This is a genomic window from Neorhizobium sp. P1_A6 (genome assembly GCF_056406795.1).
This window is the reverse complement of sequence record NZ_JBFTZM010000005.1, coordinates 139,870-154,174: the sequence shown is the minus strand read 5'-3', so window position 1 is coordinate 154,174 and position 14,305 is coordinate 139,870. Positions and strand designations below refer to the sequence as shown.

The 14,305-nt window shown below is 61.3% G+C and carries 14 protein-coding genes; 9 read left to right on the top strand and 5 right to left on the bottom strand.

The window, feature by feature from the left end; translation table 11 throughout:
- Positions 1 to 6: 6 nt before the first annotated feature.
- Positions 7 to 1,017, top strand: a complete 1,011-nt coding sequence (gap, locus tag AC1D3C_RS12460; RefSeq protein ID WP_247036151.1) for a type I glyceraldehyde-3-phosphate dehydrogenase — start codon at positions 7 to 9, stop codon at positions 1,015 to 1,017.
- A 245-nt stretch (positions 1,018 to 1,262) separates the two neighbouring features.
- Here gap and AC1D3C_RS12455 read toward each other — a convergent pair whose 3' ends face one another.
- Together AC1D3C_RS12455 and AC1D3C_RS12450 are read right to left on the bottom strand one after the other, a co-directional pair.
- Positions 1,263 to 1,931 (bottom strand): hypothetical protein, encoded by a 669-nt coding sequence (locus tag AC1D3C_RS12455; protein WP_477483105.1) that lies wholly within the window; start codon positions 1,929 to 1,931, stop codon positions 1,263 to 1,265.
- 69 nt (positions 1,932 to 2,000) lie between these two features.
- On the bottom strand, positions 2,001 to 3,383 hold the full coding sequence (locus tag AC1D3C_RS12450) for an AlbA family DNA-binding domain-containing protein (RefSeq protein ID WP_477483104.1): 1,383 nt from the start codon (positions 3,381 to 3,383) through the stop codon (positions 2,001 to 2,003).
- Between the two features lie 922 nt (positions 3,384 to 4,305).
- Between AC1D3C_RS12450 and AC1D3C_RS12445 the strand changes: the two genes are divergently transcribed.
- From AC1D3C_RS12445 to AC1D3C_RS12425, 5 genes are all read left to right on the top strand, one after another.
- Entirely contained in the window at positions 4,306 to 6,153 is a 1,848-nt protein-coding gene (locus AC1D3C_RS12445) for a potassium/proton antiporter (protein ID WP_477483103.1), read from the top strand.
- Positions 6,154 to 6,323: 170 nt separating this feature from the next.
- A complete protein-coding gene (locus AC1D3C_RS12440) occupies positions 6,324 to 7,529 on the top strand; it encodes a phosphoglycerate kinase (protein WP_477483102.1) in 1,206 nt (401 codons plus the stop codon).
- Between the two features lie 185 nt (positions 7,530 to 7,714).
- A complete protein-coding gene (locus AC1D3C_RS12435) occupies positions 7,715 to 8,746 on the top strand; it encodes a class I fructose-bisphosphate aldolase (RefSeq protein ID WP_247137434.1) in 1,032 nt (343 codons plus the stop codon).
- Positions 8,747 to 8,876: 130 nt separating this feature from the next.
- Positions 8,877 to 9,323, top strand: coding sequence for a hypothetical protein (locus AC1D3C_RS12430; RefSeq protein WP_247137433.1), 447 nt, complete (start codon positions 8,877 to 8,879; stop codon positions 9,321 to 9,323).
- 111 nt (positions 9,324 to 9,434) lie between these two features.
- The gene (locus AC1D3C_RS12425) at positions 9,435 to 10,352 is read left to right on the top strand and encodes a PhzF family phenazine biosynthesis protein (RefSeq protein WP_477483101.1); all 918 of its coding nucleotides are present in this window, start codon (positions 9,435 to 9,437) and stop codon (positions 10,350 to 10,352) included.
- 21 nt (positions 10,353 to 10,373) lie between these two features.
- Here AC1D3C_RS12425 and AC1D3C_RS12420 read toward each other — a convergent pair whose 3' ends face one another.
- Positions 10,374 to 10,541: a hypothetical protein gene (locus AC1D3C_RS12420; protein WP_167551677.1), complete on the bottom strand. Its 168-nt coding sequence runs from the start codon at positions 10,539 to 10,541 to the stop codon at positions 10,374 to 10,376.
- 189 nt (positions 10,542 to 10,730) lie between these two features.
- Between AC1D3C_RS12420 and AC1D3C_RS12415 the strand changes: the two genes are divergently transcribed.
- The 3 genes from AC1D3C_RS12415 to rcdA all read left to right on the top strand — a co-directional run bounded on the left by AC1D3C_RS12415 (position 10,731) and on the right by rcdA (position 13,196).
- On the top strand, positions 10,731 to 12,029 hold the full coding sequence (locus AC1D3C_RS12415) for an MFS transporter (protein ID WP_477483100.1): 1,299 nt from the start codon (positions 10,731 to 10,733) through the stop codon (positions 12,027 to 12,029).
- Positions 12,026 to 12,217, top strand: a complete 192-nt coding sequence (locus AC1D3C_RS12410; RefSeq protein ID WP_477483099.1) for a DUF1192 domain-containing protein — start codon at positions 12,026 to 12,028, stop codon at positions 12,215 to 12,217. Before AC1D3C_RS12415 ends, AC1D3C_RS12410 begins: the two co-directional genes overlap by 4 nt.
- A 466-nt stretch (positions 12,218 to 12,683) precedes the next feature.
- Entirely contained in the window at positions 12,684 to 13,196 is a 513-nt protein-coding gene (gene rcdA / locus AC1D3C_RS12405) for a protease adaptor protein RcdA (RefSeq protein WP_037077074.1), read from the top strand.
- A 68-nt stretch (positions 13,197 to 13,264) separates the two neighbouring features.
- On the opposite strand, the gene AC1D3C_RS12400 is transcribed toward rcdA, so the two are convergent.
- Positions 13,265 to 13,915 (bottom strand): P-loop NTPase family protein, encoded by a 651-nt coding sequence (locus tag AC1D3C_RS12400; RefSeq protein ID WP_477483098.1) that lies wholly within the window; start codon positions 13,913 to 13,915, stop codon positions 13,265 to 13,267.
- A gap of 86 nt (positions 13,916 to 14,001) precedes the next feature.
- A complete protein-coding gene (gene rpmE, locus AC1D3C_RS12395; RefSeq protein ID WP_007775493.1) occupies positions 14,002 to 14,223 on the bottom strand; it encodes a 50S ribosomal protein L31 in 222 nt (73 codons plus the stop codon).
- Between the last annotated feature and the right edge of the window lie 82 nt (positions 14,224 to 14,305).

Below are 14,305 nucleotides of genomic sequence, written 5' to 3'. Positions count from 1 at the left end.
TGTAAAATGACTGTCAAGGTTGCCATCAACGGTTTCGGCCGCATCGGCCGCAACGTGCTGCGCGCGATCGTCGAATCCGGTCGCACCGATATCGAGGTCGTCGCCATCAACGACCTCGGCCCGGTCGAGACCAACGCCCACCTGCTGCGTTACGACTCGATCCACGGCAAATTCCCGGCAAGCGTCGAAGTCAGCGGCGACACGATCATCGTCGGCGGCGGCAAGCCGATCAAGGTGACGGCGATCAAGGACCCGGCGACCCTGCCGCACCGCGAACTCGGCGTCGATATCGCGCTCGAATGCACGGGCATCTTCACCGCCCGCGACAAGGCCGCGGCCCACCTGACCGCCGGCGCCAAGCGCGTCATCGTCTCGGCGCCTGCCGACGGCGCCGACCTCACCGTCGTCTTCGGCGTCAACCACGATCAGCTGACCCGGGAACACCTGGTCATCTCCAACGCGTCCTGCACCACCAACTGCCTGGTTCCGGTCGTCAAGGTCCTCGACGACGCCGTCGGCATCGACCACGGCTTCATGACCACGATCCATTCCTACACCGGCGACCAGCCGACGCTCGACACGATGCACAAGGACCTCTATCGCGCCCGTGCAGCCGCCCTCTCGATGATCCCGACCTCCACCGGCGCCGCCAAGGCCGTCGGCCTGGTGCTTCCGCACCTCAAGGGCAGGCTCGACGGCACCTCGATCCGCGTGCCGACACCGAACGTCTCGGTCGTCGACTTCAAGTTCGTCGCCAAGAAGACGACCACGGTTGCCGAAGTCAACGAAGCGATCAAGTCCGCCTCCAACGGCGCCCTGAAGGGCATCCTCGGCTACACCGAAGAACCGCTCGTCAGCCGCGACTTCAACCACGACAGCCATTCCTCGATCTTCGCGATCGACCAGACCAAGGTGCTCGAAGGCAACTTCGTCCGCATCCTCTCCTGGTACGACAACGAATGGGGCTTCTCCAACCGCATGGCCGACACGTCGGTCGCGCTTGCCAAGCTCATCTGAAGCCTGACGCAGCCGCCTTCGGGCGGCGCCTGCAAGATATGGACCTCCTCCCGCAAGGGAGGGGGTTTTTGTTTGTGGGGATAGTGGCGACGGGAGGGCACCGGCTCCACAAAAAGGGCGACGGGAGTAAAGGTGAGCAGCAGGGAAGTGCGCATGGCTTCATTGGGGCCGGATGCGGACAAGCATGTTTCACGTCAGAAATGAGTTAAGCAGCCATTTGTCCTCATTTTTTTCCGCCGTGTCCGTTAAAAGGCGTGCAGTTTTGCGATTTTCGAGAGGTTACCGACATGCAGGATCAGCGGATCGGTCGCGGCTGTGGCAACGGTCACGTCGCCAACATCCTTTTCGAGTGCGCATTCGACATTCTCGACCGCGAACGCGCCCTTTCGGCCCATAACGATCCGATGCTCCTTCTGCCATGCCCAGCCCTCGGGCTTGATGAAAGCAACCCGCTCGGGGAGTGCCCACTCGGCGCCTGGCGCGGCCGCCGGTTTCCGGTAGCTGACCTGACGACTATAGATGCCCCTGCCGTCGAGTTTTGAACGCAGACGGACATGCATCGATATTCGGCCAAGCAGGCGGTTCGGCTCGTTAATCTCGACACAGAACGGGCATTCGAACCTCGTCGCGATCTCGGGCGACAACTCAGTGCTCAGGCAATAAACAAAAATGTCGTCGGCTCGGACCGAAGCGCGGAATCGCCAGCCAGGCGGCATCTCAACGACATCGCCATTCTCTTTGGTGAGCACTAGGCCCCCATCGGGCTCATAGCGCAGCTTGCCATCGTCCGGGTCGCCGCGCACCAACTCGTCTTCGTAAGCGCGGAAGTAGCTCAAGGGGCGCGCGAAGATCTGGCCCCTGTCGATCAACGCGCGGGCGTAGGCCTCCTCTGCAAGATACTTATAGAGCGACATCGTACCATCGCCGAAACTTCACACTGTGGGCTGCCGGCCAGCCATCGATCGCAAGCGCCAGAACAAAGCTCATAATTTGATGAACCGCGGAGCAAGCCGGGCAACCAGCTCGGCGCCGCACTCGGAAAGGCCGAACAGGCTGAGGACCGGACAGGAAAGCTGGGCGACCACCTCATGCCAATTAACGGCAAGGACCGGCACATCCCAAGTACCGATGGTGGTGCGTTGATCGGCACGCGCATGCCGACCGGGTGACCAATAGGTATCCCCGAAGTCATCGATCTCGCGCCCGGCCAAGCCGCGCCAAGTACATCGAAAGGCGACGCGGCTGCCGCCGTATCGTTCGGCCATGATCCGAGCGTGCGTTACCAGCTCGGCTGTTTCGCGAATCACAGTTTCAGGGCTGAGCCAAGTACCGGCCGGACGCCCCTTCCCCTCGACAGTCCGTTGGCGATCTTCGCGATAGGGTCGGATAATAGTTGCCCGGCCATCAACGGCGTAGCGCCAATAGTCGGGTAGGCTCGTATCGAAGTCTCCGTCACCAACGAGATTGCTCTCCAGCACGTCGACACCGCTACCATCGTCGAACTCTGGGTGCAGCGCGGCCGCGATCTCAGGCCGCGTGAAGGGGTAGAACATGCTCCATCCGGTCCAGACTGTCTGGCGGACGTCGCGGTTCACCTGTTCGAGAACATGCTGCACCTCACGCGCCGGTATCTCGATACCGGTATCGGACAGGATTAAATAGCTCAACTGGCAATGATTGGCACCGATATCGACCAGCCAGCGCAACGCGACCGCCTTATCGACGATCGCTCGCCAGCGCGACCCGCTCTCATCATGCCAGTTCTTCAATCGATCTTCCATCGCGGGCGCGGATGGTTCTGAGCTGGCCTGGACGGCACGGGCAATATCCGCGAGCAGACTGTCGCGGTCGAAGAGAACGCAGCGCCGGATCAACAATTGCCAGTCCTCGATGCCTATCGCCGCTTCGCTTTTCGGTCCGGGTTTACGGACATAGTAGGTGCCCGCCCGGATCCCTTGCGGCTGGCCCTTCGGATCGTGTGGACCATCAGCCTTGGCTCCGACCGGTGTCGATCCGTGCGAGGGCACGCGCACGACCGGATAAATGAGGCCGGCGCTCGACTGAACGAGTTGGACATCGCACTGGAAGGCGGGTGTCAGGTATCGGGTGACGATTCGGCCGAATGTGTCCCTGTTATATCCTGAAAGGTCCGTCGGCCGATAAGGCCCGATGCTTTCATCATCGCGAAATCCGAAGACGAGATAGCCGCCGCCATGGTTGGCGAGCGCGGCGATATGCCGTGCGAGCTTGGCTTGCGCGACCTTGTCACCAAGGTCGATCCAGTCCTTGAGCTCAATATCGAGCGTCTCGCGCGGATAGTCGACCAAGTCCGTTAGATCACTGCGCTCATCGGTGGTCTTCGCCATCGCCTCACCATCCGGCACCACTAAAATCAGCCCTGCGCCATTGTTCCCTTACGTCATACATTCTTGGAGAATTTCGCTCCAGTGGCAGCTTTTGGAAAATCTTGCCTAACCTTGGAATGACCAAGTTGGAGGCGCATAGCTGCCGTCCCTCCACAACAATTCAAGAATCGCTTCAAACGAGGCGGTAATTGAACCTTCCTTCCGAGGAAACCAAACAAGAGTCCTGAACTACGACGCGCTACCGCCAAATTTTTCCACCCTCCAATTTCCCCACCCCTCCAACCCATGCCTACAATCCCCTCGCTTCCGTCGCCGGAGTGTTTCGCGAGACGTTCGCGGGCAGGCGGGGGCCGGCGCTTTCATCAGAACCGTAACGTGCGGGGATGGTGGAAGAGGTGAAAGCCATGGAGTGCAAGTCGAAAGACGACCATTCCTATCAAGCCTCCCCCGGACAGCCATGTCCGGTTCGGTTGAGCCGTGCAAGTGGCAGGCCTGTCCCGAAAGGATGGGCGAGAACGAAGCCACGCAGCGAGGCGAGATGATCACCTGTAGGGGCCGGAAGCCTCGAAAAGACGCCGAAGGCCACGCGAATGCGGAGCCACCTACTTAAAATCTATTGAGGTTCCGCATTCGTGTGGGCTCTCCGATAATCCAGCGCCCCCAAAAGTGGGTACCGGTTTTGGGACAGGACGCTGGGCAGAAAAGTGAAAAGCCGCCGGCACCAAGGCACTGGTCCGTCTTTTTTATCCCCTGCCCTTCTCTTGCCGGAATTGTTCCCGCCTAATCGATCAGTCGATTCGCCTGGCCCTCGGCCGGGATCTGCCCCATTCTTGCATGGCCGCGTTGCGGCGTGGCACAGTTCCGTTCCGGGGCTGCGGACGGGGATGGTGTCGGCGAGAGGTGCGAAGGAAGGGACTTATAGGTGGAGGCTTTTTATATCGTCCTGCTGGTCGGCACGGTCCTGGTGCTGGCGGCTGCCCTTTCGAGCCTCCTCGCCTTCCGCTTCGGCGCTCCCCTCCTGCTGATCTTCCTGTCGATCGGCCTGCTCGCCGGCGTCGACGGCCTCGGCATCCGGTTCGAGAACTATTCCTTCACCTTCATGCTGGGATCGCTGGCGCTGGCGATCGTGCTGTTCGATTCCGGCTTCATGACCCCTATCCACTCGTTCCGCCTTGCCGCGGCTCCGGCGATCACGCTTGCGTCGGTTGGGGTGCTGCTGACGACCGGCATCTTCGCCCTCGGGGCGATGATCCTTCTCAATTTCAACTGGCTCGAAGGCCTGCTGCTCGGCTCGATCGTCGCCTCGACGGATGCCGCCGCCGTCTTCTTCCTGCTGCGCGTCAGCGGCATCAACATCCGCGACAAGGTGCGCTCGACGCTCGAAGTCGAGTCCGGCACCAACGATCCGATGGCGATCTTCCTGACGATTGCGCTCGCCGAGCTTCTGGCGACCGGCCAGGGCCTTTCCGGCCTCGACCTGCATTTCCTTTTCCTGTTCGTCGAGGAAATGGGGCTCGGCGTCATCTGCGGCCTGTTCGGCGGCATGATGATCGTCTGGGTGCTGAACCGCTTCACATCGGACCGGGGCCTGGCGCCGATCTTCGTGCTGACGCTGGCGCTTCTGGTCTTTTCCTTCACCGGCGCGATGGGCGGCAGCGGCTTCCTGGCGGTCTATGTCGCCGGCATCTATTCCGGCAATCGCAAGATGTTCGCGAAACCCCAGATCATCCGCTTCAACGAAGGGCTGACCTGGCTTGCGCAGATCATCATGTTCCTGGTGCTCGGCCTGCTCGCCACGCCCTCGCAATTCCCGGCCATCCTTCTGCCGGCGATCGGGCTGGCGCTCTTCCTGATCTTCGTCGCTCGGCCGATCGCCGTGTGGCTCAGCCTGCTGCCCTATGATTTCACCCAGCAGGAGACCAGCTTCCTCGCCTGGGTCGGCCTGCGCGGCGCGGTCTCCATTCTGCTCGCGATCATGCCGGTCTTGAGCGGCGTCGAAAACGGCCAGCTTTTCTTCAACACCACCTTCATCATCGTGCTGGTCTCCCTGCTCGTCCAGGGCTGGACGATCAAGCCGGTCGCCCACAAGCTCGGCCTCATCATTCCGCCGCGCATCGGCGCCGTCGACAAGATCGAGCTCGACCTGCCGGGCACCGCCCATCACGAGCTGATCTCCTACCGCGTCATGAAGGACAGCCCGATCCTGCAGGGCGAACGCATCCCCCGCTGGGCCATGCCATCGCTGGTCATCCGCGATGGCCGCAGCATGCGTTACCAATATGCCGGCCGGCTGAAGGAGAACGACCAGGTCTACCTGTTCATCTCGCCCGCCTATTCGAAGCTGCTGGACCGCATCTTCGCAAGCCAGGTGCCGGTCGACGAGGACGACGCGGAATTTTTCGGCGCGTTCGCGATCTCGCCGACGAGGCCCGCCAAGGAACTCGATGCCGCCTACGGCCCCGGCCTGCTTTCTGCCAACGAACAGAACATGACCGTCGGCGACCTGGTGACCTCGCGGCTCGGCGGCCGCGCGGATTATGCCGACCGCATCCGCTTCGGCTCGATCATCCTGATTGTGCGCGAACTCGACGAGCACGAACATGTGCGCAGCATCGGCATTTCGCTGGAGCCCGTGGAGCCGGCGACCAATCTGCCGATCTTCATCAACATGCGCGAGATCGCCCACCGCGTCCGCGATCTGATCCGCAAATACCGCGGCAAGCACCTCCCCGTGAAACCGGGCGCCGTGCCGCCCGAAGGTTCGGCGTAGAGTAGCGAAAGCTCAAATAAAATCCTCCACCCGCTGCATTATCGCGGTAGAATCGGCGTGCGGCGTATCCGCGACAGACGGAATATCGATGGCTGCAACCAATCGTCTTGCGTCGACGGTCAGGCATAGTAAGGTCCGCTACGAACTTTCCGAGTAAATGGATTAGCATCATGCCGGCCTTCAAAACCCTTGACGACCTCACCGATATCGCAGGCAAGCGCGTGCTCGTGCGCGTCGATCTCAACGTTCCCGTTGCTGCCGACGGCAAGGTCACCGACGCGACCCGCATCGAGCGCGTCGCCCCGACCATTCTGGAACTCTCGAAGAAGGGCGCCAAGGTCATCCTGCTTGCCCATTTCGGTCGTCCGAAGGGTGAACCGGTCGCCGACATGTCGCTGTCGCTGATCGTCTCTGCCGTCAACCAGGTCCTCGGCCACAAGATCCTCTTCGCCTCCGACTGCATCGGTCCGGAAGCCGAACAGGCGATCGCCGGCATGAAGAACGGCGATATCCTGCTGCTCGAAAACACCCGTTTCCACAAGGGCGAGGAAAAGAACGACCCGGGCTTCACCGAGGCGCTCGCCAAGAACGGCGATATCTTCGTCAACGACGCCTTCTCCGCAGCCCACCGCGCCCATGCCTCGACCGAGGGCCTCGCCCATCACCTGCCCGCCTATGCCGGCCGTACCATGCAGGAAGAACTCGAAGCGCTGGAAAAGGGCCTCGGCAATCCGGCCCGCCCGGTCGTTGCGATCGTCGGCGGCGCCAAGGTGTCCACCAAGATCGACCTGCTGCAGAACCTCGTGAAACGGGTCGACGCGCTGGTGATCGGCGGCGGCATGGCCAACACGTTCATCGCGGCACAGGGCATCAATGTCGGCAAGTCGCTCTGCGAGCACGACCTTGCCGACACCGCCCGCAAGATCATGGCAGAAGCCGAAGCCTCCAACTGCGCCATCGTGCTGCCGGTCGACGGCGTCGTCGCCCGCGAGTTCAAGGCAGGTGCCGCCAACGAAGTCATTGATATAGACAAGATCCCGGCTGACGCCATGATGCTCGACGTCGGACCGAAGTCGGTAGCAGCCGTCAACGAATGGATCTCCAAGGCCTCGACGCTCGTCTGGAACGGCCCGCTCGGCGCTTTCGAGATCGAGCCTTTCGACAAGGCGACGGTCGCTGCCGCAAGGCATGCCGCAGCCCAGACCAGGGCCGGCAAGCTCACCTCGGTCGCAGGCGGCGGCGATACGGTCGCAGCCCTCAACCACGCAGGCGCTGCCGACGACTTCTCCTATGTCTCGACTGCCGGCGGCGCATTCCTGGAATGGATGGAAGGCAAGGATCTGCCAGGCGTCTCGGTGCTGATCAAGGCCGCCTGATCTGTCATTTTCCGAAACGGAGCGCGTGCCATATAGGGCGGCGCGCTCCCGAGTTAACTGGTTTAAAAAATTTTAGATGTTTTAAACGATTGAAAGCATTTCAATCGTTTCAATAGCTTACCGTAGGATTTCCCTTTAAAATAACTTCTGTTATCCGCATTTCATGAGCTTTGGGAGAACCGAAAATGACTGAACGTCTTGAAGACATCGCCGTGAAGATGGTCGCCGACGGCAAGGGCCTCCTGGCAGCCGACGAATCGACCTCCACCATCAAGAAGCGCTTCGACAGCATCAATCTCGAATCGACCGAAACGAGCCGCCGCGACTACCGGGAAATGCTGTTCCGCTCCGACGACGCCATGAAGAAGTGCATCTCGGGCGTCATCCTCTACGAGGAAACCCTCTACCAGAAGGCCGCTGACGGCACCCCTTTTGTCGATATCATCAAGGCCGCCGGGTCGATCCCGGGTATCAAGGTCGATACCGGCGCCAAGCCGATGGCCGCGTTCCCGGGCGAAACCATCACCGAGGGCCTCGACGGCCTCGGCGAGCGGCTCGCCAAATATTATGAAGCCGGTGCCCGTTTCGCCAAATGGCGCGGCGTGATCGCCATCTCCACCGAGCAGAAGCTGCCGACCTGGGGCTCGATCAAGGCCAATTCGCAGGCGCTCGCCCGCTACGCAGCGCTCTGCCAGCAGGCCGGCATCGTGCCGATCGTCGAGCCGGAAGTGCTGATGGATGGCGAACCGGCGACCCACAGCATCGATACCTGCGCCGAAGTGACCGAATGGGTCCTGCGCACCGTCTTCGCCGACCTCTATGACGCCCGCGTCAAGCTGGAAGGCATGATCCTGAAGCCGAACATGGTCATCGACGGCAAGAAGGCCCGCAAGGCCTCGGTCGAGGAAGTGGCCGAGCGCACCGTCAAGGTTCTGAAGGCAACCGTTCCGCCCGCGGTTCCGGGCATCGCCTTCCTCTCCGGCGGTCAGTCGTCGGAAGAAGCGACCGCCCATCTTTCGGCGATGAACTCCGGTTACGACCTGCCCTGGGGGCTGACCTTTTCCTACGGCCGCGCACTTCAAGACCAGGCCCTCAAGGCCTGGGGCGGCAAGTCCGAGAATGTCGCAGCCGGCCAGCGCGCCTTCACCCATCGCGCCGAGATGAACAGCCTCGCCGCCAAGGGAAGCTGGAAGAAAGATCTCGAAAAGGCTGCTTGAGGAGCGCCTTTTCAAGGAGGAGGAAGAAGGCCGCTTCGGCAACGGAGCGGCCTTTCTGTTGTGTCGCCACCTCAAAATCCAATTGAACCGAAAGGGCGAAGCGGCGTTCATTGCGTGAATGGAGGTTGCCATGATGGAAATGGAAACCAGGGTCCGCAGGCTTTTTGACGAGTACGGCCGGACCAGCAATGATGCCCTCAAGGATGCGGCGTCGGTGAATATCGCGGGCATCGCAGCGTTCTTCGCCGCCTATTTCGTCGGCTCGACACCGCAGGCTGTGTTCGGCGGAGCCAATGATGCGGCATTCCGCGAAGTGATCCCGCAGGGCTTTGCCCGATATCGCGAGGTCGGCGGCAAGCGTATGGACATAACCGGCGTGAAGATCACCTGCCTCAACGATCTTCATGCGCTTGCCGAAATCGGCTGGGATTTTTCCTATGTCAACAAGGCGGGCGAGGCTGGCAATGTGCGGTTCACCAATTTTTATTTGGTGACTGTCGCCGACGGCACCCCCAGGATTTTCGCCTATATCACCGGCGACGAGGAGAAAGCGATGCGGGATCACGGCCTTGCCTGAGCCGACGATGCTGGCCGGTTTCATTTCCGTGATGATGCCGATCAAAAACATTGGCTGGTCATGGCGGTTGATGAAGTTTTAAATCCGGCATCGCCCCCGGAGAATTTCGCCATGCCGACCGCCGATTTCGTCACCGTCGATGTTTTCACGAGCGAACGTTTCGCCGGCAATCCGCTCGCCGTGGTGCCGGATGCGCGTGGGCTCACCGACCGGCAGATGCAGAACATCGCCATCGAATTCGGTTACGCCGAAAGCACCTTCGTCCTGCCGCCCGAAAACCCTGAAAACAGCGCACGGGTACGCATCTTCACCCCGACGATGGAAATCCCCTTTGCCGGCCACCCCAATGTCGGCACCGCCTATGTGCTTGGCCAGCGCGCCGACCTTTTCGGCAAGCCGGTCGCCGATACGCTCCGTTTCGAGGAGATTGCCGGGCTGGTCGAAGTCCGGTTGCTGCGGGAGGCATCCGGTGTGATCGGCGCTACGATCCGCGCACCGCGGCCGCTGGAAATCGGCTCGGAGATCGAGCCTGGCCTGATCGCCGGCTGCATTTCGATCGATGCGAAACATGTGCGCACCACCGCCCACAAGCCGGTCTTCGCCTCCGTCGGCCTCGCCTTCGCCATTGCCGAACTGGATGGCCTCGAAGCACTTGCCGCCGCCCGGCCGAACATCACCGTCTTCCACGAGGCAGCCGCAAAGCACGAGGGTCCCGAAGGCGACTTCCCCATCTTCCTTTATGTCCGCAACCCGGAAAAGCACTGGAACTTCCGCGCCCGCATGTTCGCGCCGCTCGACAACATCATGGAGGATCCAGCGACCGGCAGCGCGTCTGCCGCCCTCTCCGCCTTCCTGGTGACGCGTGCACCGGAGACGGATGCCAGGGTGCATCTGACGATCGAGCAGGGTGTCGAGATGGGCCGCCGCAGCATCATCGAACTCGATGTAGCGAAGGCGGCCGGAACCGTCACCGACGTCACCATCACCGGCCGCTGCGTGTCCGTCATGCGCGGCTCGATCGATGTCTAGAGCCTTTCCGGGTTAAAGGCTCTAGAGCGTGGTGAATTCGCGCAGGATCAGCGCAATGCTCCAGACCGCGAAGGCGACGACGGCGAGCCTCCAGAAATCGCTCCGGCGCCTTAAGCCTGGAAGATTGAGCGGCTTGATGATCTGTACCAGCATGGCGAGGATCAGAAGAACCGCGATTGGCTTTGTCATTTAAGCTTTGCCGATCTCATCCGCCACAGGCTGGACATTTTTGCGCTCCACCACAGATAGATGCGGAGGGATTCGGGGAATAGATAGTCCGCTTCGCTTTCGTTAACGCCCGGTTCATTCGCATGCAACAATGCTTGCCTGCGGTCCCGTGATTGATCGCATTCGCGCAAAGAGCTGACAGTAGCAAAGATGAGACGAAACCTCCTTCCAATCCTCGCCCTCCTTTGCGGTACGCTTCTCCTTTTCCTCGGCAATGGCCTGCAGAGCCTGCTTCTGCCGGTGCGGGGCGCGCAGGAAGGTTATTCCAACGAAGTGCTTGGCTTGCTCGGCACCACATGGGCCTCCGGCTTCGTGATCGGCTGCTTCGTGGCGCCGAACGTGGTGCGCCGCATCGGCCACGTCCGCGCCTTTTCCGGCTTCCTGTCGCTGATCTGCCTGAACGTGCTGCTGACCGGGCTGATGGTCGACCAGAACACCTGGCTGGTCCTGCGCGCCATCACCGGTTTCTGCACCGCCGGCACCTCGATGATCATCGAAAGCTGGCTGAACGAGCGCGCCACCAGCGAAAGCCGCGGAACTATCTTTTCGTTCTATATCTCGATCACTCTTTTCGGCGTCGTCGGCGGCCAGTTGATGGTGCCGTTCGCGGATATTTCGACACCGACGCTGTTCATGATCTGCGGCATTTTCTACAGCCTCGCAGCGCTGCCCACCACTCTATCCAAGGCCGCCTCGCCGCAACCGCTGAAACGCGCCCGCCTGGATCTGCGCGGCCTCTTCCGCAACTCGCCCATCTCCTGCATCGGCATCCTGCTGATCGGCACCGCCAACGGCGCCTACGGCACGCTCGGCGCCGTCTTCGCCACCCGCGCCGGCCTCGACCAGGGCGCGGTGGCGGCGATGGTCAGCATCACCCTCTTCGCCGGTGCGATCATGCAGTTTCCGGCAGGCCGGCTGTCCGACAGGATGGACCGCCGCCACGTCCTTGCCGGCCTTTCGGCCGCGGCAGCACTGGCGGGCCTGGCGATCCTGGTCATCCACCCGACCGGCACCTATCAGATCGTCGTGCTGGTAGCGATCTATGGCGCCGCCGCCAACGCGCTCTATCCGATCGCGGTCGCGCATGCCAACGACTTTGCCGCTCCCGAGGACTTCGTAAAAGTCTCGGGCGGCCTGCTTCTGCTTTATGGGATCGGAACCATCATCGGCCCGACGCTCGGCGGCCCGGTAATGACCTGGGCCGGTCCGCATGCGCTGTTTGCGGTGACGACCGGGGCGCATCTTCTGGTGGCCGCCTATGCTATCATTCGCAGCCGCCAGCGGGCGCCGGTTCCGATCGCCGAGCGCGACGCCTACACGACGGCGCCGGCTTCGACCTCGCCGCTTGCCACGCCCGAGAGCCTGTCGCTCGACCCGCGCGCCAAGACCGGCGGCTCGACGCCGGATAGTGTCAGGCCGGAAACCAGTGCCGGAAAGGAGGCATCATGAGCTTCATCGACGACGAACGACCGAAGAAATCCACCACCCACGAACTCGGCAGCGACCTCTCCATGCTGTCCGTGGACGAGCTCGAATCGCGAATCGATCTGCTGCGGCAGGAGATCGCCCGGCTGGAGGCCGAGAAGGAGGCGAAGGCTGCAGGCCGGCGCGCGGCCGACAGTCTGTTCCGTTCCTGAACGCCGGGCTCCAACGGAAACTTTAAGTATTTCTCCTTAGTTTTAAGAGTATATTAATCATCATCGGAGAATATGGAGACGTTCAGGTTTCCTGGACTCAGACAGTTTCACCATTCGGCGAATGGTCTGATTTCTCCCTGTTTTACCTTGAGAGCCGCCTTTCCGCGGCTCTTCTTTTTTAGGGCGGCGCCGGCCCGGCTCAGGCTCTTTGCCTTCGACACCCTCCCGGCACCGGTTTCAACCGGCTTTCCCACAGAAACAAACTGCTGTATTGGACGCCAAAATGCGTCTCATTTCAGGAACATGGCCGTTGTTTACCACTTCTTGTGGGTATTAACCTTTCCTTAAGAAACGCCTTGCGGATTTCCATTATAAGTATCATGTTCAGGTCAGTCAGAACGGCATGGGAACTTTTATCCGCCGTTGTCATTGCCTGAATGTGATTGCGTTGAGCAGGATGATTTCGATGTCCGAACAGGGATTGAATACCGTAAGTTTTGCAGGCCGTGCCGCTGCGTCTTCGCAGTTCAAGGCGCTCTACTCCGAAGGTATGTCGCTGGTCGAGGAGACCGCGAGCTATCTCGACGGTACGGGCCGCGCTGCTTCGAAGGTTCTGCCGCGCATGGCATCGGTTCTCTATGCGGCCGAGTCCATGCGGCTGACCACCCGCCTCATGCAGATGGCCTCCTGGCTGCTTCTGCAGCGCGCCGTCAACAATGGCGAGATGAGCCGCGAACAGGTCATGTCGGAAAAGAGCAAGGTCCGCCTCGACGGCTTCAACGTCGACCGCAATGCTCCGGGCTGGCTCGACCTGCCGGAAGGTTTCCGCGATCTCGTCGAACGTTCGCTGCGGCTCCAGAACCGCGTCGCCATTCTCGACCGCGAGATCTACCGCCCGGCCGACCCGGCGGTTCTGCCGGACAACGAAAACAGCGTCCGCGCCCAGCTCAACCTGCTGCGCACCGCCTTCGGCAACTGATCGCCGTCGCGCTATTTGATAGGATCAAACGAAGGGCCGACGCCAAGCGTAGGCCCTTTTCATTTCTGTCAACGCCTTCGAATGTTCGGGTCCATCTCGGCACGCTCCACTGCCTCGATGACGGCATCGAGGGCATCGGCCGTGAGGTGGCTCCGCTGTGCGGCCGCTTTCAGCCAATCATGTTTATCGGTTGGCATCGGCAGAAGGCTCTCCGCATAGGCATCGATCTCGTCCCGGCTCGTCAGCCGCGCCTTCTGGCCCAAGAAGCTTTCATAAAGCTTCAGGTGAGCATCGAACGAGTTCCAATTGTTCTTTCGAAGCCTGTATTCCGACACCCATTTGACCAGCCCGTCGAATGACCCCTGGCTCTCGCCGCCCTGGATGCCGCGGCGCATGATATTCGCCACGCACTCGTCTTCACTCAGATCAAGCCAGATCAAAGTCGTTGTCCTCGGCAGGGCGATGCCGACGTAGAGGCCGTAGACGCCTTCGATCAGCCAGGCTTCACCCGCTGCGATCGACCGGACATCCTCGTGCACGACGGCCCGGTCGCGTGCAATCCCGTAGCGACCCGGTTCCCAATGCACGTCGTCGAGGTGAACGAGCGACAGGCCGAGCGGCTCTGCCAGCCTTAGTGCCAGCCAGGTCTTGCCGGACCCGCCATTCCCCATGATCACGATCCGCCGGGATGCGGCCGGAATATCGGATTGCTCTTGCAACGGCTCCTCCCCCGCCAGAACACCGCTAACGAAAAAAGCCCGGCTTCCGCCAGGCTCTTCGAAACTCTTCCGTCAAGAAGCGTAAATTAGAGGCCGAGGCCGCCGAAACGCTTGTTGAACTTGGAAACGCGGCCGCCGCGGTCCAGCATCTGCTGGTTGCCGCCCGTCCAAGCCGGATGGGACTTGGGGTCGATTTCCAGGTTCATGGTTGCGCCTTCCGAACCCCAGGTAGAGCGGGTTTCGTACTCGGTGCCGTCGGTCATGACCACTTTGATCACGTGATACTGCGGATGGATGCCAGCCTTCATGTCGATATTCCTGCTCTGCGAGGTCCATTTGTCGCAATTGCGAGCGAGAGGCCTCTTTAATAAATGAAGCCGCAGACCGGTC

What these genes read in the sequence shown, in the direction of transcription:
- rcdA (WP_037077074.1), top strand. Translation starts at nt 12,684, where the DNA reads ATGTCCGAACAGGGATTGAATACCGTAAGTTTTGCAGGCCGTGCCGCT.
- AC1D3C_RS12420 (WP_167551677.1), bottom strand. Translation starts at nt 10,541, where the DNA reads ATGACAAAGCCAATCGCGGTTCTTCTGATCCTCGCCATGCTGGTACAG.
- AC1D3C_RS12455 (WP_477483105.1), bottom strand. Translation starts at nt 1,931, where the DNA reads ATGTCGCTCTATAAGTATCTTGCAGAGGAGGCCTACGCCCGCGCGTTG.
- AC1D3C_RS12430 (WP_247137433.1), top strand. Translation starts at nt 8,877, where the DNA reads ATGATGGAAATGGAAACCAGGGTCCGCAGGCTTTTTGACGAGTACGGC.
- AC1D3C_RS12440 (WP_477483102.1), top strand. Translation starts at nt 6,324, where the DNA reads ATGCCGGCCTTCAAAACCCTTGACGACCTCACCGATATCGCAGGCAAG.
- AC1D3C_RS12425 (WP_477483101.1), top strand. Translation starts at nt 9,435, where the DNA reads ATGCCGACCGCCGATTTCGTCACCGTCGATGTTTTCACGAGCGAACGT.
- AC1D3C_RS12450 (WP_477483104.1), bottom strand. Translation starts at nt 3,383, where the DNA reads ATGGCGAAGACCACCGATGAGCGCAGTGATCTAACGGACTTGGTCGAC.
- AC1D3C_RS12410 (WP_477483099.1), top strand. Translation starts at nt 12,026, where the DNA reads ATGAGCTTCATCGACGACGAACGACCGAAGAAATCCACCACCCACGAA.
- AC1D3C_RS12415 (WP_477483100.1), top strand. Translation starts at nt 10,731, where the DNA reads ATGAGACGAAACCTCCTTCCAATCCTCGCCCTCCTTTGCGGTACGCTT.
- rpmE (WP_007775493.1), bottom strand. Translation starts at nt 14,223, where the DNA reads ATGAAGGCTGGCATCCATCCGCAGTATCACGTGATCAAAGTGGTCATG.
- gap (WP_247036151.1), top strand. Translation starts at nt 7, where the DNA reads ATGACTGTCAAGGTTGCCATCAACGGTTTCGGCCGCATCGGCCGCAAC.
- AC1D3C_RS12435 (WP_247137434.1), top strand. Translation starts at nt 7,715, where the DNA reads ATGACTGAACGTCTTGAAGACATCGCCGTGAAGATGGTCGCCGACGGC.